The organism is Streptomyces sp. NPDC096013, assembly GCF_044763565.1.
GTDB lineage: Bacteria > Actinomycetota > Actinomycetes > Streptomycetales > Streptomycetaceae > Streptomyces.
The window spans coordinates 100,349-123,561 of the sequence record NZ_JBIWGK010000017.1 but is presented as its reverse complement, the minus strand read 5'-3'; the positions used below and the strand labels follow the sequence as shown (position 1 = coordinate 123,561).

Sequence of the window (23,213 nt, the reverse complement as noted above, 5' to 3'; positions counted from 1 at the left end):
ACAGTTCACTCATGGCTTAGATCACGCCGTGAGTTAACTAACGGCCCGCAGACCCGTCAAGACGTCTCGTCAGGAAGGGCTAACGCAACCATGTCCAGGAGAACCCCCCGCACGGCCCGGCTGCTCCTTGCCGGACTGCTCTCCGTGGCCGGCTTCACCGCGGCCGTACCCCCCGCACACGCGGCCGGTGAACAGGTCACCGCCTGGCTCACCACCACCGACGACGCCGCCGGACGCCATGTCACACGCGGCCTCCAGGCCCAGACCCCGTTCGCCTTCTCGTCCGGGACGGGCGGCAGCGGCGAGAACATCACCGTCGACGAGAACACCCGCTACCAGACCTTCACCGGCGGCGGCGCGTCCTTCACCGACACGGCCGCCTGGCTGATGAACAGCAGCGGCGCGCTGTCGACGGCGACCCGCAACGCGACCATGACCAAGCTGTTCTCGCCGACCGACGGGATCGGGCTCTCGTTCCTGCGCAACCCGATGGGCGCGTCCGACCTCGCCCGCTACGGCTACTCGTACGACGACGTGCCGGCCGGGCAGACCGACCCGAACCTCACCTCCTTCTCGATCGCGCACGACCTGGCCGACGTCGTGCCGCTCACCAAGCAGGCGCTGAGCCTCAACCCCTCTCTGACTGTCATGGCCTCGCCATGGACGGCACCTGCGTGGATGAAGGACAGCGGCTCGCTCAACGGGGGCTGGCTGAAGGCCGAGGACTACGGCGCCTACGCCGACTACTTCGTCAAGTACCTCCAGGCGTACAAGGCCCAGGGCGTCCCCGTCTCCTACGTGACCGCTCAGAACGAGCCGACGTGCTGCTCCGGGTATCCGTCGATGAGCTGGAACGCCTCCGGGCTCGCCTACTTCACGAAGAGCGAGCTGCTCCCGAAGCTCAACGCGTCCGGCCTGACGACGAAGGTGCTGGCGCACGACTGGAACTGGGACGTCTACGACTCCTACGCGGCCCAGACCGTGGACGACGCGGCGGTGCGGTCCAACCCGAACTTCGGCGGGATCGCCTGGCACGGCTACGGCGGTGACGTCACCAAGCAGACCACCGTGCACAACCAGTACCCGACGCTGGACGCCTTCGGCACCGAGCACTCCGGAGGCACCTGGATCGCCAACCAGCAGCGCGAGGACATGAACAACATCATCGACTACACCCGGAACTGGGCGAAGTCGGTGACCAAGTGGTCGCTCGCCGTGGACCAGAACATGGGGCCGCACAACGGCGGGTGCGGTACCTGCACCGGGCTCATCACCGTGCACAACGGGGACGGCGCGAGCGGGACCGTCGACTACACCGTCGAGTACTACACGATGGGCCAGTTGACGAAGTTCGTCCGGCCGGGAGCCCAGCGGATCGCTTCCACGGCGTCCACGAACGTGCCGAACGTGGCGTGGCGCAACCCGGACGGTTCAAAGGCGCTGATCGCGTACAACGACGCGTCCACGGCGAAGACGGTGACCATCAACTGGGGTGGCCAGCACGCGACTTACTCGTTGGCGGGGAAGACGTCCGCGACGTTCACCTGGGCGGGGACGCAGGCCGGGGGCGGTAGCCGGACCGGGGCGTTCGTCGGTCTCGCGAGCAAGTGCCTCGACGTGGCCGGGGGTTCGACCGCCAACGGCACGGCCGTGCAGCTCTACGACTGCAACTCCTCGACCGCGCAGCAGTGGACCGTGGGGACGGACGGGACGGTGCGGGCGTTGGGCAAGTGCCTTGATGTGACGTCGGCTTCGACTGCGGATGGGGCGAAGGTGCAGTTGTACGACTGCAATGGGACCGCTGCGCAGCAGTGGTCGTACAACGCGAGTACCGGTGATGTGGTGAACACCGCGGCCAACAAGTGCCTTGATGTCACGGGGAATACGTCTGCGAATGGGACTCGGGCGCAGATCTGGACGTGCACGGGGGCCGGTAACCAGAAGTGGCATCTGCAGTAGTTTTCGCCCCCGCCGCCCCTACCCGTCCCATCCTTCCGGGGCTCCGCCCCGGGCCCCGCCAGGGGGCTCCGCCCCCTGGACCCCCGCTCCTCAAACGCCGGAGGGGCTGAAGGGAACACACGCAGGAAGGGCTGGATTGCAGCCCTTCCTGCGGCACTTGTCACTCGGCCGGCTCTACGCCCGCCTTCAGCAAGCCGTACGTGTACGCGTCCTCCAGGGCCTGCCAGGACGCGGCGATGACGTTGTCCGCCACGCCTACCGTCGACCATTCCGCCGAGCCGTCCGACGTGGCGATGAGGACTCGGGTCGTGGAGGACGTGCCGTGCTTGCCCTCGAGGATGCGGACCTTGTAGTCGACGAGCTCCAGCTTGGCGAGCTGGGGGTAGATCTTCTCCAGGGCTACGCGCAGGGCTCGGTCGAGGGCGTGGACGGGGCCGTTGCCCTCGGCGGTGGCCACGATGCGCTCGCCCTTGGCGAAGAGTTTGACCGTGGCCTCGTTGGCGTGGGTGCCGTCGGGGCGGTCCTCGACGATCGCGCGCCAGGACTCGACCTCGAAGTAGGAGCGGGCCCTGCCCTCCGCCTCGGCACGGAGCAGCAGCTCGAAGCTCGCGTCCGCCGCCTCGTAGGTGTAGCCCTTGAGCTCGCGTTCCTTCACGCGCTCCACCACGCGGCCCACCAGCTCGCGGTCGCCGCTGATGTCGATGCCGAGCTCTTTGCCCTTCAGCTCGATCGACGCGCGGCCGGCCATGTCGGAGACCAGCATCCGCATGGTGTTGCCGACCTGCTCGGGGTCGATGTGCTGGTACAGGTCGGGGTCGACCTTGATCGCGGAGGCGTGCAGGCCCGCCTTGTGGGCGAAGGCCGAGACGCCCACGTAGGGCTGGTGGGTGGAGGGGGTCAGGTTCACCACCTCGGCGATGGCGTGCGAGATGCGGGTCATCTCGCGGAGCTTGCCGTCGGGGAGGACCTTCTTGCCGTACTTCAGCTCCAGGGCCGCGACGACGGGGAAGAGGTTGGCGTTGCCGACGCGCTCGCCGTAGCCGTTCGCCGTGCACTGGACGTGGGTCGCGCCCGCGTCGACGGCGGCGAGGGTGTTGGCGACCGCGCAGCCGGTGTCGTCCTGGGTGTGGATGCCGAGCCGGGCGCCGGTGTCGGCGAGGACCGTGGCGACGACCGCCTGGATCTGCGCCGGGAGCATCCCGCCGTTGGTGTCGCAGAGGATGACGACGGAGGCACCGGCCTCGGCGGCGGACCGTACGACCGCCTTCGCGTACGCGGGGTTGGCGCGGTAGCCGTCGAAGAAGTGCTCGCAGTCGACGAAGACGCGGCGGCCCTGGGCGACCAGGTGGGAGACGGTGTCGCGGACCATCTCCAGGTTCTCGTCGAGGGTCGTGCGCAGGGCCAGTTCGACATGGCGGTCGTGGGACTTCGCGACGAGGCAGATGACCTCGGTACCGGCGTCCAGGAGCGCCTTGACCTGCGGGTCCTCCGCCGCCTTCGCGCCCGCTCGCCGGGTGGCGCCGAAGGCCACGAGCTTGGCGTGCTTGAAGTCGATCTCCTGCTGGGCGCGGGCGAAGAACTCGGTGTCCCGCGGGTTGGCGCCCGGCCAGCCGCCCTCGATGAAGCCAACGCCGAAGTCGTCCAGGTGCCGTGCGATGGCCAGCTTGTCCGCGACGGTGAGGTTGATGCCCTCCCGCTGCGCGCCGTCACGCAGGGTCGTGTCGAAGACGTGGAACGAATCGTCGAGTTCGCTGGGTTCCGTCATGGTCTCTGGCTCCTGAGAATCTGGATCTCGGTCTGTACCGGAATGACCGGCTCCACCGTCCCCCAATGATCCCTCGCGCTGCGCTCCCGGCTGAAGGTGGGCCAGAAAAGCGAAAAACCCCTCGCGGGTGCGAGAGGTCTGCGCGCGGGTCGAGGACGACGATGGCCGCCCGTACCTGGTCGTACGAGGCGGTCACTGCGGACCGGCGCGCCTGCTGCCAATAATCGTGGCGAACGAGAGCACGGAGGCAGTCTGGCACAGACCGCCTCGACGCTCACCGTCCGTCTCATGATGCGAACAGTCGGTTGATCAACTCGCCCGGTGCACGACCGGGACGGAAGGTCACGCGTCCGGGAGAAGCCCCTCGTCCAGGAACTCCCTCACGTGGTCGAGGACTCGCTCCCGGTCCGTGCCCCGCAGCCCGATCGCCACATGGATGGAGAAACCGTCGAGGAGAGCCCGCAGCCGGGACGCGAACCGGTCCGGGTCGACGGCCCGGAACTCACCCCGTGAGACGCCCTCGGCGATCAGCGCCACGAGGTCGCGGTGCCAGACGCCCTCGATCGCGGCCTGGCGGTCGCGGGCATCGGCGTCGGCGTTCTGCGAGCGGTTCCAGACCTCCAGCCACAGCGTCCAGTGCGGGTCGCGGTGGCCGTCGGGGACGTACAGGTCGACGTACGCGTCGACGCGTGCGCGGACCGTCGCCCCGGTGCGGGTGAGCAGGCGGCCCCGCTCGGCGCCGAGCCTGCCCTCACTCCACTCCAGGGCCTGGAGCAGGAGTTCGTCCTTGGAGTGGAAGTAGTAGAGGAGATGGCCGCTGCTCATGCCGACCTCGCGGCCGAGCGCCGCCATGGTGAGCCGCTCCAGACCGCGTTCGGCGATCATGCCCATGGCGGCGGCGAGCACGTCCTCGCGCGGCGGCGCGTTCTTCCGCGCACCGGCCATCGTCCGACTCCCTCCGGCCGGGTCCCTAGACCTTCGGCTGCTGCTGGGTGATGCAGTGGATGCCTCCACCGCCCGCGAAGATCGTACGGGCGTCCACCAGGGTGACCGTCCGCTCCGGGAACAGGCGGCGGAAGATACCGGCCGCGATCTCGTCGTTCGGGTCGTCGAAGGCGCAGAGGACGACCCCGCCGTTGCAGAGGTAGTGGTTGATGTAGGAGTAGTCGACCCAGTCGCCGTCCTCGTCCTTGAGGACGGTCGGGGCCGGGACCTCGACGACCTGAAGACGGCGGCCCTTCGCGTCGGTCTGGGCGCGGAGGAGGGCGAGGTACTCCTGCGAGCGGGCGTGGTCGGGGTGGGCCGGGTCGCGCTGGCTGTGGACCAGGACGGTGCCGGGCGCGGCGAAGGCGGCGACGATGTCGACATGGCCCTGGGTGCCGTAGACGCCGTAGTCGCCGGTGAGGCCGTGCGGGAGCCAGATGGCCTTGCTGGTGCCGAGCTTGGCGTGGATCTCCGCCTCGACCCGCTCGCGTGTCCAGCCGGGGTTGCGGCCGGCGCCGAGCTGGACGGTCTCGGTGAGCAGGACCGTGCCCTGGCCGTCGACGTGGATCGCGCCGCCCTCGTTGACGAGGGCGCTGCCGAGGACCGGTGCCCCGGTGAGGTCCGCGACATGGCGGGCGATCTTGGAGTCGTGCTCCCAGCGGGCCCAGTCCTGGCCGCCCCAGCCGTTGAACGTCCAGTCCACGGCGGCCAGTTCACCCTTGCCGTCGGTGACGAAGGTGGGGCCGATGTCCCGCATCCACGCGTCGTCCAGCTCCCGTTCGACCAGGTCGACGTCCGGGCCGAGCAGTGCTCGCGCGGACTCTCCCTGCCCCGGGCCGTGCACCATCGTCACCGGTTCGAAGCGGCGCACGGCACGGGCCACGGCCGCCCAGGCGGTCCGGGCCTCCGCCAGCTCCTCGTCGTTGGTGAAGGTCGGGTTGGGTCCGGGCCAGGCCATCCAGGTGCGCTCGTGCGGGGCCCACTCGGGGGGCATACGGAAGCTCATCAGAAGTCCCAAGTCTCGTGGTGCTAGAGGAAGTAGAGGCGGTTGAGGGAGACCGAGTCGGCGGGCTCGGAGCGGAGGGGTTCGCCGTCGAGGGTGACCAGGCCGGTCTCCTGGTCCACATCGACCGCTCCGGTACGGGAGTTGAGCCGCAGGTCGGCGGGGCCGATGCCCCGGGTGCCGCGCACCGCCACGCGCCTGCGGCGAGTCGGCATCGAGTCGTTGCCCTGGTCCAGGGCGGCCTGGGCGACGAAGGCCACGGAGATGTCGGCGGGCGTGGTGCCGTGGGCGCCGAACTGGGGTCCCAGGACGAGGGGTTCGCAGGTGTCGGTCGCCGCGTTCGGGTCGCCGACCACGCCGTAGGCCGGGAACCCGGACTTCAGGACGAGCTGTGGTTTCGCACCGAAGTACTCGGGGCGCCACAGCACGATGTCGGCGAGCTTGCCGACTTCGAGGGAGCCGACCTCGTGCGAAAGTCCGTGCGCGATCGCGGGGTTGATGGTCAGCTTGGCGATGTAGCGCAGGACGCGTTCGTTGTCGTGCTCGTCCGGGGCGCCGAGTTCGGCCTTCATCTTCCCGGCCATCGCGAACGTACGGCGCACGGTCTCGCCCGCGCGGCCCATGCCCTGCGCGTCGGACGAGGTGATGCCGATCGCGCCCAGGTCGTGCAGCACGTCCTCGGCGCCCATCGTCCCGGCGCGGATGCGGTCGCGGGCCATGGCGGCGTCGCCGGGCAGGTCGGTCTTCAGGTCGTGGACGGAGACGATCATGCCGTAGTGCTCGGCGACCGCGTCCCGGCCGAAGGGGAGGGTGGGGTTGGTGGAGGAGCCGATGACGTTGGCGACTCCGGCCATCTTCAGCACGTTCGGGACGTGTCCGCCGCCGCAGCCCTCGATGTGGAAGGCGTGGATCGTCCGGCCCTCCAGGACGCGCAGGGTGTCCTCGACGGACAGGCACTCGTTCAACCCGTCGCTGTGCAGGGCGACTTGGACGTCGTGCTCCTCGGCGACCCGCAACGCCGTGTCCAGCGCGCGGGTGTGGGCGCCCATGTCCTCGTGCACCTTGAACCCCGAGGCGCCGCCCTCCGCGAGGGCCTCGATCAGCGGGGCGTCCGAGGAGGACGAACCCCGGCCCAGGAAGCCGATGTTGACCGGCCAGGCGTCGAAGGCGTTGAACGCGTGGCGCAGCGCCCAGGGCGAGTTGACGCCGACGCCCCACACCGGGCCGAACTCCTGGCCGATGATCGTGGTCACCCCGGAGGCGAGGGAGGCCTCCATGATGCGCGGCGAGAGGAGATGGACGTGGGTGTCGACCGCGCCGGCGGTGGCGATGAGCCCCTCGCCGGACACGATGGACGTGCCGGTGCCGACGACGACGTCCACACCGTCGAGGGTGTCGGGATTGCCGGCCCGCCCGACGGAACAGATCCGCCCCTCCCTGATCCCGATGGACACCTTGCGGATGCCCTGCGCCGCGTCGATCACGACGACATTGCTGATGACCACGTCGCAGGTGTCCCGTACGGCGGCGGCCTTGAGGTGCAGTCCGTCGCGGGCGGTCTTGCCGAACCCGGCGAGGAACTCGTCGCCGTAGCGCTGCGAGTCGGACTCCACGCGGATCGTCAGCCCCGAGTCGCCGAGGCGGACGCGGTCGCCCGCGCGGGGGCCGTGGGTGGCGGCGTACTCGTACGGGTTCACAGTTCGACTCCCAGGTAGCCGCAGGCACTTGCCCGGCGCAGGGCCTCGCCCTTGGCGCCCGGCGCGTCCAGCGGGCCGTCCACGAGGCCCGCGAAGCCGATCGCGATCCGCTCGCCGCCGATCGGCAGCAGGCCGACGTCGGCGGTCTCGCCCGGACCGAAGCGGACGGAGGACCCGGCGGGGACGGCGAGGCGCATGCCGTAGGCCTCGGCGCGGGGGAAGTCGAGGCGCGGGTTGGCCTCGAAGAAGTGGAAGTGAGAGGTCACGGAGACGGGGACGGTCGCGGTGTTGGTGACCGTGACGCGGACGACGGCCTCGGGTTCGGCGTGCACGGGTCCCGGGAGCAGGGCGCCCGGGGCGTCTCCGGCCAGTCCTCGGCCGATCGGGTCGGAGACCACCGCGAGCCGTGAGCCGTCGTCGAAGACGGCCTCGACATGCACCTCGGTGACGACGTCGGCGACGCCCGGGAGGACGTCGTCGGGGCCGAGCACGGAGCGGGCGCGCTCGATGGCCTCGGCCAGCCGCCGGCCGTCGCGGGCCGCCTCGCAGACCGTGTCCGCGATGAGCGCGGTGGCCTCCGGCACGTTGAGTCTCAGGCCGCGCGCCTTGCGGGCGCGGGCCAGTTCGGCGGCCGAGAAGAGCAGCAGCCGGTCGCGTTCCGTGGGGGTCAGTCGCATCCCGTGTTCCTCCTTTAGAACATCACTCTAAACCGTAAAACCCATCTCCGAAACGGTTGACGCGCCACCTTCGCTCGGTTCACATTGAACGTCACTCTAAGAAAGAGGTGGGCCCACCATGCCGATAGAACAGCGCGGAGTCGACACCGTCCCCGATGTGGAACGCACCAGCGGTCCGCGCGATCTCATGTCGATCCTGCTCGGCTCCAACCTCTGCCTCGGCGTGATCATCTTCGGCTGGCTGCCGCCGTCGTTCGGCCTCGGCTGGTGGGCGTCGGTCAGCTCGATCGTCGCGGGCACGGTGGTCGGCACCCTGTTCACGGCCCCGCTCGCCCTGGTCTCGCTGCGCACCGCGACGAACCTCTCGACGTCCTCCGGCGCCCAGTTCGGCGTGCGGGGGCGGCTGGTCGGCTCGGTCGTCGGCCTGCTTCTCGCCCTCGGCTACACCGCGCTGACCGTGTGGATCGGCGGCGATGTGATGGTGGGCGTGCTCGGGCGGCTGTTCGGGCTGCCGGCGGACGGGGTGTCGTACGCCCTCGTCTACGCGGTGCTCGCGGCGGCGACCGTCGCGGGCGCGGTCTACGGCTACCGGGTGCTGCTCGCCATGTCCCGCGTCCTGTCCATCGGCATGACCGCGCTGCTGGTGGTCGGCGTGATCGCGTACGCCCCGCACTTCACGACCGGCGCGCTGCCGGAGGCGGGCGGGTATCTGCTGGGCGGGTTCTGGCCGACCTGGTGTCTGGCGACGGTCGCGGCGGGACTGTCCGGGCCGATCGCCTTCATCACGCTCCTCGGCGACTACACGCGCTACATCTCCCCGGCCCGCCACACCTCACGCCGGGTGCTGCACGCGACCTGGCTCGGCCTGATCGCCGGGCTCCTGGTCCCCCAGCTCTTCGGCACCTTCACGGCGTACGCGGCCCACGCGGCCCTCGACTACGCGGGCCCGCTGGTCCAGGCCTCCCCCGGCTGGTACCTCGTCCCGCTGCTGCTCGCCGCCTCCGCGGGGTCCGTCGGCAACGCGGGCCTGATGCTCTACTCCATGGGCCTCGACCTGGACGCGATCCTGCCCCGCGCGTCCCGGGCGCGGGCCACCTGCACGGTCGCGGTCGTCGCGATGCTCTGCGTCTTCGCCGGGCACTACGCCTGGAACGCCCAGTCCGCGATGACGTCCTTCGTGCTGCTCCTCACGGCGATCGGCACACCCTGGGCGGTGATCACGCTCATCGGCTTCGTGCGCTGCCGTGGTGTCTACGACGCGGACGCCCTCCAGGTCTTCAACCGCCGCTCCCACGGCGGCGTCTACTGGTTCCGGGCGGGCTGGAACATCCCGGCGACGGTCTCCTGGGCGGTGGGCGCGGGGGTCGGTCTACTGGCGGTGTCACTGCCGTCGTACGAGGGGCCGCTGCTGTCGCTGACGGGCGGGGTGGACTGCAGTTTCCTGTTGTCGGGGGCGGTCGGGGGTGCCGCGTATCTGGTCCTCGGGCGGCGTCCGACGGTTCAGGGGGAGATCGCCTCGTCCACGTCGGAGAGCCAGCGGGCCTCCGCGGTGTCGTAGCGGACCGGGCCCTCGGTGATCCGGGTCGGATCGAGGGCGCGGAGGGCGCGGTACGCGGGTGGTCAGCCGGACCTCGTGGGCGCGCTCGACCGGCGCACGGGCCACACCGTCTGGGCCGAAGGCCGGCGCGCGTACCTCCCGGTCGAACCAGTACCGACGGGAGCGACCAGCCACCCGCTGTAGAGATCCTGGACGAAGGCCCCCTCTGCCTGTGTCCGCCCGGCGACCCGCCTTGTCACGGCGAAGCCCGTCCCGGGACAGGGACGGGCTTCTTCATCAACTGCGTACGGGATCGGCTCCGCACGGCATCAACTCCGTACGGCGTCCTGGGGAGTTCAGCCCAGGCGGTGCATCCACCCGTGCTTGTCGACGGCGTCGCCCCGCTGGATGTCGAGGAGCGCGCCGCGCAGGCGGAGCGTGACCTCGCCGGGCTCGCCCGCGGCCTGCTGCCACTCGGCGCCGGTGCGCTTGACCGTGCCGACCGGGGTGATGACCGCGGCCGTGCCGCAGGCGAAGACCTCGGTCAGGGTGCCGTTCTCGGAGTCGCGCTGCCACTGCTCGATGGAGATCCGGCCCTCCTCGGCGGTGTAGCCGAGGTCGCGGGCGAGGGTGAGGAGGGAGTCGCGGGTGACGCCCTCCAGGATCGAGCCGGTGAGGGTGGGGGTGACGATCCGGTCGCCGTAGACGAAGTACAGGTTCATGCCGCCGAGTTCCTCGACCCACTGGCGCTCGACCGCGTCGAGGTAGCAGACCTGGGCGCAGCCCTGCTCGGCGGCCTCGGCCTGGGCGAGGAGGGAGGCCGCGTAGTTGCCGCCGGTCTTGGCGTCGCCCATGCCGCCGGGGACGGCGCGGACGTGGTCCTCGGAGACCCAGATGGAGACGGGCTTCACGCCGCCGGGGAAGTAGGCGCCGGCCGGGGAGGCGATGACCAGGAAGAGGTACTCGTTGGCGGGCTTCACGCCCAGGCCGACCTCGGTCGCGATCATGAACGGGCGCAGGTAGAGGGACTCCTCGCCGCCGTGCGCCGGGACCCAGTCGCGGTCCTGCTGGACCAGCACGTCACAGGCCTCGATGAACGTCTCGACCGGCAGCTCGGGCATGCCGAGGCGGCGGGCGGAGATCTGGAAGCGGCGGGCGTTCTTCTCGGGGCGGAAGGTGGCGACGGAGCCGTCGGCCTGCCGGTAGGCCTTGAGGCCCTCGAAGATCTCCTGCGCGTAGTGCAGGGTCATGTTCGCCGGGTCGAGGGAGAGCGGGCCGTAGGGCACGAGCTGGCCGTCGTGCCAGCCGCGGCCCTCGGTCCACTTGATCATCACCATGTGATCGGTGAAGTGGCGGCCGAACCCGGGGTTCGCCAGGATCGCGTCGCGCTCGGCGGCGGAAAGTGGCGAGGCCGAGGGCTTCAGCTCGATCGTCGTGGGCGTCGTCATGAGTGGTTGTCCTTCACCGGTTGTGTGTGACGGGCCGCGCTCACGCCCTCGCCTGCCAGTGGCCAGTGTTAGGACGTCCGAGCATTCCCTCATTCCGCGGCTCCGCGTTCGATTATCGCGCGTGGTGGACCGTGGAAGAAAACGGCGTGACTGCGACCCAGGGATGATGGTGGCACCCGGCGGGGACGTAAGAAAAGCCGCCGGGTGCGGTTGCGACCCGGCGGCTCCGAAATCCTTCGAGAGTTTCTCGAGGGCCTGGGGGTCGTCCCCCCAGACCCTTCGGACTCTGGGGGAGGATCAGCCGGCTACTCGTACGGCCAGCGCGTCACCGATCTCGGTGGTGCTGCGGGCGGGCTTGCCGGTGCGGTCCGCGAGGTCGGCGGAGACGGCGTCCTCGATGCGGACGGCCTCGGACTCGTAGCCGAGGTGGCGCAGGAGGAGGGCGACGGACAGGACCGTGGCGGTGGGGTCGGCCTTGCCCTGGCCCGCGATGTCGGGCGCGGAGCCGTGCACGGGCTCGAACATCGAGGGGAACTCGCCGGACGGGTTGATGTTCCCGCTCGCGGCGACGCCGATGCCGCCGGAGACGGCCGCGGCGAGGTCGGTGATGATGTCGCCGAAGAGGTTGTCGGTGACGATCACGTCGAAGCGGGCGGGGTCGGTGACGAGGTAGATCGTCGCCGCGTCCACGTGGATGTAGTCGGTGGTGACCTCGGGGAACTCGGCCGCGACCTTGTTGAAGACGTTCGTCCACAGGTGGCCCGCGAAGGTCAGCACGTTGTTCTTGTGGACCAGCGTGAGCTTCTTGCGGGGGCGGGCCTGGGCGCGGGCGAAGGCGTCCCGGACGACGCGCTCGACACCGAAGGCCGTGTTGACGGAGACCTCGGTGGCGACCTCGTGCTCGGTGCCCTTGCGGATGGTGCCGCCGTTGCCGGTGTACGGGCCCTCGGTGCCCTCGCGGACGACGACGAAGTCGATCTCCGGCTCACCGGCGAGGGGGGTCGCCACACCCGGGAGCAGCTTCGACGGCCGCAGGTTGACGTGGTGATCGAAGGCGAAGCGGAGCTTCAGCAGGAAGCCGCGCTCAAGGACCCCGGACGGGACGGACGGGTCACCGATCGCGCCCAGCAGGATCGCGTCGTGCTGCTTCAGCGCGGCCAGGTCGGCGTCGGTGAGGGTCTCACCGGTCGCGTGGTAGCGCTTGGCGCCGAAATCGAACTCCTTGGTCTCCAGCTTCACATCCTGCGGAAGGACGGCGGAGAGGACTTTCAGACCTTCGGCCACGACTTCCTGACCGATGCCGTCACCGGGAATCACTGCGAGATCGATGCTGGGAGACATGCCCGCCACCGTACTCCGCGTCCCATGGAATGACACCGGGTGTCCATGATGCGGACGCCCCCGGCGCCGCCGGCGTCGGCCGTTCGACGTACGTTCACCCTTACGCATGGCCCCCGTTGAGGTCCACTGGGAACTTCATCGACATGACTGCGCTTATCGGGGGGACACCCCCCGAACCTCCCGTACCCGACGTCGGTATCCCGGAACGCCTCGCGGTCCGGATGAGCATGGCCGAGCAGTACGAGTACCTGCGCACGAAGCTGTCCCGGCGCCGCGCGCTGGTGTCGGCGGGCGCGGTGGCGGCGGGCGGGCTGCTCGCGGGCTGCGCGGGCCGGGCGTCCGCCGGCGGCAAGTCGGCGCTCCCCTCCCCCGCGACCTCCAAGGTCCCCGGCACGGCGGTCGTCCCCTTCGGCCGCCATCTCGCCTTCGGCGCCGACCCGAAGACCGCGATACGGATCTCCTGGCAGGTCCCGTTCGCGGTCAGGAAGCCGTACGTACGGGTGGGGCTGAGGCCGGACGACCTGAGTCGCATCATCACGGCCGAGATCCGCGACCTGCACACCCCGGGGCTGACGGGCATACGCCCCGCCGTCGAGCAGTACTACGTCCACGCGGCCCTCGACGGCCTCCACCCCGGCACGACGTACTACTACGGCGTCGGCCACGAGGGCTTCGACCCGGCCGCACCGGCCCACCGCTCGACGATCGGCACCTTCCGTACGGCCCCGGCGAACCCCGAGAGGTTCGTGTTCACGGCCTTCGGCGACCAGGGCGTGAGCAACGCGGCCGCCGCCAACGACCACGTCGTCCTGCGCGAGAACCCCGCCTTCCACCTCCACGCCGGTGACATCTGCTACGCCGACAGCAACGGCCTGGGCAAGAAGACGGACGGCTACGACCCGACGTACTGGGACCTGTTCCTCAAGCAGAACGAGCCCGTCTCCCGCTCCGTCCCGTGGATGGTGACGACCGGCAACCACGACATGGAGGCCTGGTACTCCCCCGACGGCTACGGCGGTCAACTCGCCCGCTGGTCCCTCCCGGAGAACGGCTTCGACCCGACGCGCGCGCCGGGCGTGTACTCCTTCGTCTACGGCAACGTCGGCGTCGTGGCGCTCGACGCGAACGACGTGTCGTACGAGATCACCGCCAACCTCGGCCACTCGGGCGGGAAGCAGACGGCGTGGCTGGACGGCAGACTGCGTGAGCTGCGGGCGACGAAGGGGGTCGACTTCGTCGTCGTCTTCTTCCACCACTGCGCCTACTCGACCTCCTCGCACGCCTCCGACGGCGGGGTGCGCGCCGAGTGGCTGCCGCTGTTCGCGAAGCATCAGGTGGACCTGGTGATCAACGGCCACAACCACGTCTACGAGCGGACCGACGCGATCCGGGACAACGCGGTCGGCCGGGCCGTACCGATCGGCGCGTCCACCGATCCGACGCGGGACGGGATCGTCTACGTCACGGCGGGCGGCGGCGGGCGCGATCTCTACGGGTTCCCGGCGGGCGTCAAGGAGAGCTACGAGGGGCACGTCACCCGGCACGGGACGGTCGACACCGTGCGGTGGGAGAAGGACCGGCACACCGAGGCGGAGACGGTGGAGTGGTCGCGGGTGCGCTACGGGGGCTTCTCACTGCTCTCCGTGGAGGCGGAGAGCGGCGGTACGCCCCGGCTCAAGGTCTCGGCGCTGGACGGGAACGGCAGGCGCATCGACCACTTCGAGGTGCGGCGCGGTCACTGAGACCGCGCCGCACCCCGTGCGGGCGCGGCTCCCGGCTGGTGGGCGTGCTCCGTCGGGCCTGACGGGCGCTGCGGTGGCTCAGTGGCCGGTCTCGCCGCCGTTGTCCCGGCGGTCGAGGGCGCGCTGGAGGGCGGCTGCGGCGTTCTTGCGCTCGGAGTCGCTCGTGCGGGACACGTGGCGGACTCGGCGGCGGGTGGTCGTCTCGGCCATGGAGAATCGACTCCTTCGATCAGTCCTGGAGTGCGGAGAGGGGGTTGCGGGACTTCCCCACTGCCTGAAGGGCGTGGGCGTGGAAGGTACCCCCGGAAGAAACGGGGAGCGGCGGACCGCAGGGGTTGCCTGCACGGTGTCCGGCTCACGACCGTCATTCGCTTGGTCCAGCGAGACGTTCGGCTCCTACAAAGCTAGGACAGGACCGCGCATCTGTCTCCACAATTACTCGGACTTCCTACTATCTGAGACGGTGAAACGGGCCACACGCCCCTGACCTGCGATTTCTGGATTTCGGCGGCCTGAGCATCCTCAGAGCACATCCCCGTCACGCCAGTCGAAGAGGAGGTCCTCGCCGAGGTCGAGCGGCCCGGCGAGCGCGGGTCTGACATAGGTGCTGTCCTCCTCCTCGGGCAGATGGACGATGCCGTCCGGCCCGAGCGCGGAGATCCTGCCGCCCCACAGCCGCCAGCCGCGCGCGGTGTAGAGCCGGGCCCCGTCGTCACTGGCGCCGAGCAGCCCGACGTCGTAGCCGTGGTCGACGATCCGCTCCAGCTCGGCCATGACGAGCCCGCCGTACCCCCGCCGCCGGGCATCGGGCCGTACGCCGACGCCCTCCACGTATCCGACCCGCAGCCACCGCCCCCGGTACCTCACCCGGCGCATGACGACCGAGCCGTGCGCGAGAAGCCCGGTGTCGTCGGCGAGCAGCGCGTGGACGCCGCCGAGGCCGTGCTCCCAGTCCTGGTCGGTCAGGTCCCCGGCGAAGGCCGCGTCCAGCAGGTCACGGGCGGCACGGAGGTCGGCCGGGGTGAGGTCGGCCGTGTGGGCGGTGCGCATACGGATGGTCACCGGGTCAGTATCACCAGACGGGGGCTCACCGGCCCGGCCCATTCGGGGAAACACGAGGGGCCGGGCAACCGCCCGGCCCCTCGTGTCACCTGCCTGTGTGTCAGCCCATGTGCGGGTACGTGTAGTCCGTCGGGGCCACCAGGGTCTCCTTGATGGCGCGGGTCAGGGTCCAGCGCATCAGGTTCTGCGGGGCGCCGGCCTTGTCGTTGGTGCCGGAGGAGCGGCCGCCGCCGAAGGGCTGCTGGCCGACGACCGCGCCGGTCGACTTGTCGTTGATGTAGAAGTTGCCGGCCGCGTAGCGGAGCCGCTCCATCGTGTGGGCCGCCGCCGCACGGTCGTTGGAGATGACCGAGCCCGTCAGCGCGTAGTCGGAGACCGACTCCATCTGGGTCAGCATCTCGTCGTAGTTCTCGTCGTCGTAGACGTGCACGGCGAGGAACGGGCCGAAGTACTCCGTCGTGAAGACCTCGTTGGCCGGGTCGCTGCACTCGACGACCGTCGGGCGGACGAAGTAGCCGACCGAGTCGTCGTAGGAACCGCCCGCGACGATCGTGCAGGTGGGGTCGGCCTTCGCGCGGTCGATGGCCGCCTTGTTCTTGGCGAAGGAGCGCTCGTCGATGACCGCGCCGATGAAGTTCGACAGGTCGGTGACGTCACCCATGCTCAGGTAGTCGACCTCGGTCGCGAACTCCTCCTTGAAACCGGAGTTCCAGATGGAGGCCGGGATGTAGGCCCGGGAGGTCGCGGAGCACTTCTGGCCCTGGTACTCGAAGGCACCCCGGGTCAGCGCCGTCTTCAGCACCGCGCGGTCCGCGCTCGGGTGGGCGACGACGAAGTCCTTGCCGCCGGTCTCGCCGACCAGACGCGGGTACGAGCGGTACTTCTCGATGTTGTTGCCGACCGTCTTCCACAGGTACTGGAAGGTCTTGGTCGAGCCGGTGAAGTGGATGCCGGCCAGGTCGCGGTGTTCCAGGGCGACCTTCGACACCTCGATGCCGTCACCGGTGACGAGGTTGATGACGCCCTTGGGGAGACCCGCCTCCTCCAGGAGCTGCATGAGCAGGACGGCGGAGTGGGTCTGCGTCGGGCTCGGCTTCCACACCACCACATTGCCCATGAGCGCGGGCGCGGTCGGCAGGTTGCCCGCGATGGCGGTGAAGTTGAAGGGCGTGATCGCGTAGACGAAGCCTTCGAGCGGGCGGTGGTCGAGGCGGTTCCAGACGCCCGGGGAGTTCGCCGGGGGCTGCTCGGCGAGCAGGTCGCGGGCGTACTTGACGTTGAAGCGCCAGAAGTCGACGAGCTCGCAGGGGCAGTCGATCTCGGCCTGCTGGGCGGTCTTGGACTGGCCGAGCATGGTGGACGCGGCGAGGGTCTCGCGCCACGGGCCGGAGAGCAGTTCGGCGGCGCGCAGGATGATCGCGGCGCGGTCGTCGAAGGACATCGCGCGCCAGGCGGGCGCGGCGGCGAGGGCCGCGTCGATCGCGTCCTGGGCGTCGGCCTGGGTGGCGTTGGCGTACGTGCCGATGCGGGCCTTGTGGTTGTGCGGCTGGACGACGTCGACGCGTTCGCCGCCGCCCATCCGCCGCTCGCCGCCGATGGTCATCGGCAGGTCGATCGGGTTCTCGGCCAGTTCCTTGAGCTTGACCTCAAGGCGGGCGCGCTCGGGAGAGCCGGGCGCGTAGCCGTGCACCGGCTCGTTGACGGGGGTGGGGACCTGGGTCACAGCGTCCATGAGATCCGTAACTCCTTGTGGGTGAGCGGGTGTCGGGGTCAGTCCTGGGCGAGGGCGGTGCGTGCGAAGAAGGGGAGGAACCTCGATGCGTACGTCATCTCTCAGCCCCGGGTCAGCATGCTGCGGGCGAAGAAGCGGAGGTTCGCCGGCTTCTCGGCCAGGCGGCGCATGAAGTAGCCGTACCAGTCGGTGCCGTAGGCGGTGTAGACGCGCATGCGGTGGCCCTCGGCGGCGAGCCGCAGGTGCTCGTCGCCGCGGATGCCGTAGAGCATCTGGAACTCGTACTCGTCGAGCTTGCGGCCCGCGCGGCGGGCGAGTTCCTGGCCGATGGAGATCAGGCGCGGGTCGTGGGAGCCGATCATCGGGTAGCCCTCGCCCTCCATCAGGATGCGCAGGGTCCGGACGTACGCCTTGTCGATCTCGTGCTTCTGCTGGTAGGCGACCTCGGCGGGCTCCTTGTACGCGCCCTTCACCAGCCGGACGCGGCTGCCGGCCTCGGCGAGGCGGCGGGCGTCGGACTCGGTGCGGAAGAGGTAGGCCTGGATGACGCAGCCGGTCTGCGGGAAGTCCTTCCGCAGCCCCTCGTGGATCGCGAACATCGAGTCGAGGGTGGTGTGGTCCTCGGCGTCGAGCGTGACGGTCGTGCCGATCGCGGCGGCGGCCTCGACGACGGGCCGGACGTTGGCGAGCGCCAGCTCGTGGCCGCCGGGCAGGGCCTGCCCGAACATGGAGAGCTTGATCGACATCTCGGCCCGGGTACCCAGTTCGAGTTCCCTGAGCCGGTCGACGAGCGTCAGATAGGCGTCGCGGGCGGCGGCTGCCTGCTCGGGGGTGGTGATGTCCTCGCCGACGACGTCCATCGTCAGCTCAAGACCCTTGGCGGTGAGGTCCTGGACGATCGGCACGATCTCGTCCACCGTCTCACCGGGGATGAAGCGGTCGACGACCTGCTTGGTCACCGGCGCCGCCGAGATCAGCCGGCGCATCTGATCGCTGCGCGAGGCGGCGAGTATCACGGGACCCAGCACGGGGCACCTCCAAGCAGTGGGACATACGGAGAACCACCGTGAAACCTAGGGATCTCTCCGATCGTCGGCCATCGACAGCTGTCACGCATCCGTGCCGCGGATCTCAGACAGATGTATGAAGGCACGGCGAGAATGCGGGAGAATGCCCGGGTGACATCCGATTCCACCGGCGACTACCAGGAACTCGTGGACGAGATCTCGGAGCTCCTCGGCGCCCCCGCGACCCTGGAGAACCGCGACTTCGAGCTGATCGCCTTCGGGGCCTACGACGGCGAGGGCGACCTGGATCCGTCCGCGCTCGACCCGGTCCGCACCCGCTCGATCCTGACCCGGCGCTCCACGGCGGCGATCCGCACCTGGTTCGAGGGCTTCGGCATCACGCGCGCCACCGGCCCGGTCCGCATCCCGCCGACCCCCGAGGCGGGCGTCTACCGCGGGCGCGTCTGCCTGCCCGTACGCCATCGGGGTGTCGTCCTCGGCTACGTCTGGCTCCTGGACGACGATCCGGGCCCCACCGCGGCGCAACTGGACGCCGCGATGGAGGTGGCCGCCCGCATCGGCGCGCTGCTCGCGGACGAGGCGCAGCACGGGGCGGATCTCAGCCGGGAACTGCGGGCGGTGCTGACCGCCGAGCGCGGCTGGCAGGGGGACATGGCGGTGGCGGCCCTGCGGACGGCCCTCGGCACGCGCGGCGACGGACCGTACGCGCTGGTGTGCGTCGCCCCCTGGCCGTCCGCCGATCCGGACGATGCCCCGTCGGCCCGTACGGTGCCGCACGCGACCGCGCTGTGCACGGTGCCGTGGGGCACGACGGAACAGTGCCTGGCGGTCCTGGTACGCCTGCGCTCCGTGGACGTCCGCTCCCCGGCGGAGGCGACGGCGACCCGCCTCCTGAAGGACGGCGCCCGAGCGGCCGGCATCGGCCGCCCCCGCACCGGCCTCACCGACCTCGCCACCACCTGGCAGGAATGCACGTCGGCGGCCCGCGCGGCCCTGGCGGAACCCCGCCTCGCCCCGATCGCCGACTGGTCCGACATCGGCCCGTACCGCCTGTTGACCTCCCTCCCCCCGGACTCCGCCCACGACCCGGCCGTGGCCCCCCTCCTCTCCCCCGCCCACCACGAACTGGCCCGCACCGCCGAGGTGTACCTCGACCGCGCGGGCCAAGCGGGGCGCACCGCAGCGGAGTTGGGCATCCACCGGCAGACGCTGTACTACCGGTTGTCGCGGGTGGAGCAGCTGACGGGGCTGGACCTGGACGACGGGGAGGACCGGCTGTTGCTGCACATGGGGTTGAAGAGGGCGCGGCTGTAGGCACGGCTGACGGGTGATCAACTGCCTGCCCTGGCATGGCATGCCGATGCCGATGCTCAACCTCGACCCGCGACGCGCTCACCGACGCCGTGGACGCCCCGCCGGCTGCGCGCCCGACGCCGTGGACGCACCGCCAGCTGCGCGTCGCGCCGCTCAAGTCGGCTCCCCCGCACGGGACTTGGACGCCAGCCGGGAATCGGCTTCAGCACACGTGGCCCCAGCACTGGAACCAGCTGAAGGTCCCGTTCAACTGCCCCCGCGTCGCGGAACGGTACGACCGGTCGGCATACCCCTTCGCCCCTACCTTGTTCCCGCAGTACAGCCGCGCATCGGAACGCACACCGCACTCGGCCCTCACAGACACCCCGGACTTCGCCGAGGCCGCGCTCGCCGGTGCCCCCGCCGAGGCCCTCCCCGGCACCCCGCCCGCCCCCTACTGTCGGTGTCATGACGACCGGCCGCACCCCCGACAACCCGGACCCCGGCACGCCCGCCACCCCCAACACCCCTTCCCCCGAGGCCATTTCGCCCGCCCGGCCGTCTCTTCTGACCCGTCCCCTCCTCCTCCGCTTCGTCAGCATGGTCGGCGCCAGTCTCAGCTTCTTCCTGCTGCTGTCGGTCGTACCGGCGTATGCCGCGGAGCGGGGCGGCGGGGGTGCGGCGGGGCTCGCGACCGGCTCGTTGATGCTGGCGACGGTGCTCGGGGAGCTGGGTACGCCCCGGCTGGTCGCGCGGTTCGGGTATCGGCTGACCCTGATCGTGGGGCTGTTCCTGCTCGGGGCACCGGCGTTGGCGCTGACCGTGTCCGGGGACGCGGCGTGGATCGTCGCGGTGTGCTTCGTGCGCGGGCTCGGTTTCGCGCTGACGATCGTCGCGGGCGGCGCCCTCACCGCGTCGTTGATTCCGGACCAACGGCGGGGTGAGGGGCTCGCGTTGGTGGGTGTCGTGTCCGGCGTGCCGTCGCTGGTCGCGCTGCCCCTCGGGCTGTGGCTGGCCCGGCACGTGGGCTACGGCCCGGTCGCCGTCGCCGGTGGCCTCGCCGCGCTGGCCGCCGTCTTCTCCGTCCTCGGTCTGCCCGACCGCGCGGACCGTTCCGAGCAACCCGTGGGCGTCGTACGGGGGTTGCGCACCGGCGCGCTGCTCCGCCCGGTCCTCGTCTTCGCGGCCACCGCCACCGCCGCCGGCATCGTGGTCACCTTCCTGCCGCTGGCCGTACCGTCGGCGTCCGCCGGTGTCGTCGCGGCGGCCCTGTTCACGCAGACCGCCGCCTCGACCCTGACCCGCTGGCTCGCGGGCCGCCACGGCGACCGCCACGGCAGCGCGCGCCTGGTCCTCCCCGGCCTGCTCCTGTCGGCGGCGGGTGTCCTCGTCATCGCCCCGACCGCCGATCCGGTGGCGGTCATCGCGGGCACAACCCTCTTCGGCGCGGGCTTCGGCGTCGCCCAGAACGCCACCCTCACCGTGATGTACGCCCGCACCTCCGCCGCCTCCTACGGCACGGTCAGCGCCCTGTGGAACCTCGCCTACGACGGCGGAATGGGCGTGGGCGCGGCGGCTTTCGGCCTCGTCGCCGGTCCCACCGGCTACCCCTGGGCCTTCACCCTGACCGCCCTGCTGATGCTGACCGCCCTGGCACCGGCCCTGCGCGACCGGCGAACTCCCGCCGTGTCACGGTGACTTCCGGACCCCCTCCACCACCTGCCGCAGCCCCTCCGTCAGCGCCTCCCCGTCCGGCGCGGTCTTCGGGTCGAACGTCCACTGGGCGATGAGCCCGGTCATCAGGGTGAGGTAGAAGCGGCCGAGCGTGTCCGCCGTCTCGTCGGTGACCTCCTCCTCCGGCACGCCCATCAGGAGGGCTACGAGACCCCGCCCGCCCTCCCGCTGCGCGGCCGACAAGTGCTCGCGCACTTCGGGGAGTTCGAGGGTCATGACCTCCATGCTGAGCCGCCACAACGACTCCGGTTCCCGCATGGTGGCGACGATGTTCGACCACACCCAGCGGAACCGCTCCAGCGAACCGGGCTCCCCCTCGGCCCCGGCGGCCGGAGCGCCGTCGCGCCCCTCGAAGGCGTCGGACGTCTGCTCGACGAGCGAGACGTACGCCTGCGCGAGCAGTGCGTCCTTCGAACCGTAGTGGTAGCCGATGGACGCGAGGTTCGTCCCCGACTCCTTCACGATGTCGCGCGCCGTCGTGCGCGCGAAGCCCTTCGCCAGCAGGCAGCGCTTCGCGCCTTCGAGCAGATCCTCACGGTGTCCCATGCCTCCCACCGTACCGCCGATTCCATACAGACGTCCTAGACGCATGACTTATACAATCGTTCTAGACAAGCGTTTAAGACGTGCGTACATTCGCTGTCATGACGAACCCGACGCACTCGCCGAACCCTCCGAGCACCCCGAACTCCCGGGCCGGACGCCGCGAATGGACCGCTCTCGGCGTCCTGATGCTCCCCCTGCTCCTGGTCTCGATGGACGTCTCCGTCCTCTACTTCGCCATCCCGGCGATCAGCGCGGACCTGGAGCCCAGCGGCACCCAGCAGCTGTGGATCTTCGACATCTACGCCTTCGTCCTGGCCGGCCTGCTGATGACGATGGGCTCGCTCGGTGACCGCATCGGCTACCGCAGGCTCCTCCTGATCGGCGCCGCCGCCTTCGGTACCGCCTCCGTCATCGCGGCCTACGCGACCAGCGCCGAGACCCTCATCGCCGCCCGCGCGGTCCTCGGCATCGGCGGCGCGACCCTGATGCCGTCGACGATGGCGCTGCTGCGCACGATGTTCACCGACCCCGGCCAGCGCGCGAAGGCGATCGGTCTGTGGTCCGGCGTGATGACCGGCGGCATCGCCCTCGGCTCGGTGATGAGCGGTGTCCTCGTCCAGTACTTCTGGTGGGGCTCGGTCTTCCTGGTCAACCTGCCCGCGATGGCGCTGCTGCTGCTCCTCGGCCCGTTCCTGCTCCCGGAGTCCAGGAACCCGGCCCCCGGCCGCTTCGACTGGCCGAGCGTCCCGCTGTCGATGGCCGCCGTCCTGCCCGTGATCTACGGCCTCAAGGAGATCCCCTCCGAGGGCTGGCACCCGCAGTACGTCGTCTCGGTCACCGTCGGCCTGCTCTTCGCCGCCCTCTTCGTCCACCGCCAGCGCACGACCGCGTCCCCGATGATCGACCCGACCCTCTTCCGCGGCCGGGGCTTCGGGCCCTCCCTCGTCCTCAACCTCCTCTCCGCCTTCGGGATGCTCGGCTCGGCCTTCTTCACCACCCAGTACCTTCAGTCCGTGCTCGGCAAGAGCGCGATGGAGGCGGCCCTGTGGGCGCTGCTCCCCTCGGTCCCGATCGGCATGGCGGCCCCGCTCGCAACGACCCTGGTCCAGAAGGGAGTCGACCGCGCCCACGTCGTCGCGTCCGGCTTCACCGTCGCCGCCTGCGGCTACGTCCTGCTCGCCCTCACCGGCACCGACTCCCTCTGGCAGGCACTGGCCGCCGCCGGTGTCCTCGCCTCCGGGATCGTCGTGGTGATGTCCCTGATCATGGACCTCGCGATGGGCAGCGCCCCGGTCGGCAAGGCCGGCGTCGCGTCCTCCCTGATGGAGACGGGCTCGGAGTTCGGCGGCGCCCTCGGCATGGCCGTCCTCGGCTCCATCGGTACGGCGATCTACCGCCACGGCATCCCCGCCACGGCCCCCGCCCCGGCCCACGAGACCCTCGGCGGCGCCCTGGCCGTCGCCCACCAGCTGCCGGGGCGCACGGGAGACGCCCTGCGCGCCACCGCCCGGGACGCCTTCACCGACGGCATGCACGGGGCGGCGATCGCGGGGGCGGTGCTGCTGCTGGGGGCCGCGTTCGCGGCGGCGCGGACCCTGCGGGGCGTCCAGGTCCCGGTGCCCGAACCGGTGGTGACGGAGGATCAGAAGGCGGAGGCGTGACCCC

General features: G+C 70.6%; 18 protein-coding genes. 6 read left to right on the top strand and 12 right to left on the bottom strand.

All coding sequences use genetic code 11. The features are described from left to right. Window positions 1-90 precede the first annotated feature (90 nt). A complete protein-coding gene (locus ACIRB1_RS38805; protein WP_403468837.1) occupies window positions 91-1,959 on the top strand; it encodes a ricin-type beta-trefoil lectin domain protein in 1,869 nt (622 codons plus the stop codon). 160 nt (window positions 1,960-2,119) lie between these two features. Here ACIRB1_RS38805 and cimA read toward each other — a convergent pair whose 3' ends face one another. From cimA to ureA, 5 genes are all read right to left on the bottom strand, one after another. After that, on the bottom strand, window positions 2,120-3,724 hold the full coding sequence (gene cimA / locus ACIRB1_RS38800) for a citramalate synthase (RefSeq protein WP_352182325.1): 1,605 nt from the start codon (window positions 3,722-3,724) through the stop codon (window positions 2,120-2,122). 342 nt (window positions 3,725-4,066) lie between these two features. Further along, window positions 4,067-4,669, bottom strand: a complete 603-nt coding sequence (locus ACIRB1_RS38795) for a TetR/AcrR family transcriptional regulator (RefSeq protein WP_352182326.1) — start codon at window positions 4,667-4,669, stop codon at window positions 4,067-4,069. Between the two features lie 25 nt (window positions 4,670-4,694). Further along, window positions 4,695-5,714 (bottom strand): agmatine deiminase family protein, encoded by a 1,020-nt coding sequence (locus ACIRB1_RS38790; RefSeq protein WP_352182327.1) that lies wholly within the window; start codon window positions 5,712-5,714, stop codon window positions 4,695-4,697. 23 nt (window positions 5,715-5,737) lie between these two features. Further along, window positions 5,738-7,408, bottom strand: a complete 1,671-nt coding sequence (locus tag ACIRB1_RS38785; protein ID WP_403468836.1) for an urease subunit alpha — start codon at window positions 7,406-7,408, stop codon at window positions 5,738-5,740. After that, window positions 7,405-8,085 carry an urease subunit gamma gene (gene ureA, locus ACIRB1_RS38780; protein ID WP_403468835.1) on the bottom strand — a complete coding sequence of 227 codons (681 nt, stop codon included), beginning with the start codon at window positions 8,083-8,085 and terminating at the stop codon, window positions 7,405-7,407. Before ureA ends, ACIRB1_RS38785 begins: the two co-directional genes overlap by 4 nt. Before the next feature lie 118 nt (window positions 8,086-8,203). Between ureA and ACIRB1_RS38775 the strand changes: the two genes are divergently transcribed. Beyond that, window positions 8,204-9,643, top strand: coding sequence for a cytosine permease (locus tag ACIRB1_RS38775; RefSeq protein ID WP_403468833.1), 1,440 nt, complete (start codon window positions 8,204-8,206; stop codon window positions 9,641-9,643). 335 nt (window positions 9,644-9,978) lie between these two features. Here the strand turns inward: ACIRB1_RS38775 and ACIRB1_RS38770 are convergent, their stop codons facing one another. Beyond that, on the bottom strand, window positions 9,979-11,070 hold the full coding sequence (locus ACIRB1_RS38770; RefSeq protein ID WP_352182331.1) for a branched-chain amino acid aminotransferase: 1,092 nt from the start codon (window positions 11,068-11,070) through the stop codon (window positions 9,979-9,981). A gap of 297 nt (window positions 11,071-11,367) precedes the next feature. Next, on the bottom strand, window positions 11,368-12,411 hold the full coding sequence (locus ACIRB1_RS38765) for a 3-isopropylmalate dehydrogenase (RefSeq protein WP_352182332.1): 1,044 nt from the start codon (window positions 12,409-12,411) through the stop codon (window positions 11,368-11,370). 143 nt (window positions 12,412-12,554) lie between these two features. Here ACIRB1_RS38765 and ACIRB1_RS38760 point away from each other — a divergent pair, with 143 nt between their 5' ends. After that, a complete protein-coding gene (locus ACIRB1_RS38760; protein ID WP_403468832.1) occupies window positions 12,555-14,153 on the top strand; it encodes a fibronectin type III domain-containing protein in 1,599 nt (532 codons plus the stop codon). A gap of 78 nt (window positions 14,154-14,231) precedes the next feature. Here ACIRB1_RS38760 and ACIRB1_RS38755 read toward each other — a convergent pair whose 3' ends face one another. The 4 genes from ACIRB1_RS38755 to ACIRB1_RS38740 all read right to left on the bottom strand — a co-directional run bounded on the left by ACIRB1_RS38755 (window position 14,232) and on the right by ACIRB1_RS38740 (window position 17,975). Beyond that, window positions 14,232-14,363, bottom strand: coding sequence for a hypothetical protein (locus ACIRB1_RS38755; protein ID WP_352182334.1), 132 nt, complete (start codon window positions 14,361-14,363; stop codon window positions 14,232-14,234). A 312-nt stretch (window positions 14,364-14,675) separates the two neighbouring features. After that, window positions 14,676-15,215 carry a GNAT family N-acetyltransferase gene (locus ACIRB1_RS38750; RefSeq protein ID WP_403468831.1) on the bottom strand — a complete coding sequence of 180 codons (540 nt, stop codon included), beginning with the start codon at window positions 15,213-15,215 and terminating at the stop codon, window positions 14,676-14,678. Window positions 15,216-15,315: 100 nt separating this feature from the next. Beyond that, window positions 15,316-16,947: an L-glutamate gamma-semialdehyde dehydrogenase gene (gene pruA, locus ACIRB1_RS38745; RefSeq protein ID WP_352182336.1), complete on the bottom strand. Its 1,632-nt coding sequence runs from the start codon at window positions 16,945-16,947 to the stop codon at window positions 15,316-15,318. 101 nt (window positions 16,948-17,048) lie between these two features. Further along, window positions 17,049-17,975 carry a proline dehydrogenase family protein gene (locus tag ACIRB1_RS38740; protein WP_403468830.1) on the bottom strand — a complete coding sequence of 309 codons (927 nt, stop codon included), beginning with the start codon at window positions 17,973-17,975 and terminating at the stop codon, window positions 17,049-17,051. A 132-nt stretch (window positions 17,976-18,107) separates the two neighbouring features. Here ACIRB1_RS38740 and ACIRB1_RS38735 point away from each other — a divergent pair, with 132 nt between their 5' ends. Next, on the top strand, window positions 18,108-19,289 hold the full coding sequence (locus ACIRB1_RS38735; protein ID WP_403468829.1) for a PucR family transcriptional regulator: 1,182 nt from the start codon (window positions 18,108-18,110) through the stop codon (window positions 19,287-19,289). Between the two features lie 447 nt (window positions 19,290-19,736). After that, complete coding sequence (locus tag ACIRB1_RS38730; RefSeq protein WP_403468828.1) at window positions 19,737-20,966, top strand: MFS transporter; 1,230 nt, start codon at window positions 19,737-19,739, stop codon at window positions 20,964-20,966. On the opposite strand, the gene ACIRB1_RS38725 is transcribed toward ACIRB1_RS38730, so the two are convergent. Further along, window positions 20,958-21,548, bottom strand: a complete 591-nt coding sequence (locus ACIRB1_RS38725; RefSeq protein ID WP_403468827.1) for a TetR/AcrR family transcriptional regulator — start codon at window positions 21,546-21,548, stop codon at window positions 20,958-20,960. The two genes, ACIRB1_RS38730 and ACIRB1_RS38725, sit on opposite strands and share 9 nt — an antisense overlap. Window positions 21,549-21,646: 98 nt before the next feature. Between ACIRB1_RS38725 and ACIRB1_RS38720 the strand changes: the two genes are divergently transcribed. Further along, window positions 21,647-23,209, top strand: coding sequence for an MFS transporter (locus ACIRB1_RS38720; RefSeq protein ID WP_403468826.1), 1,563 nt, complete (start codon window positions 21,647-21,649; stop codon window positions 23,207-23,209). The last annotated feature ends 4 nt before the right edge of the window (window positions 23,210-23,213 follow it).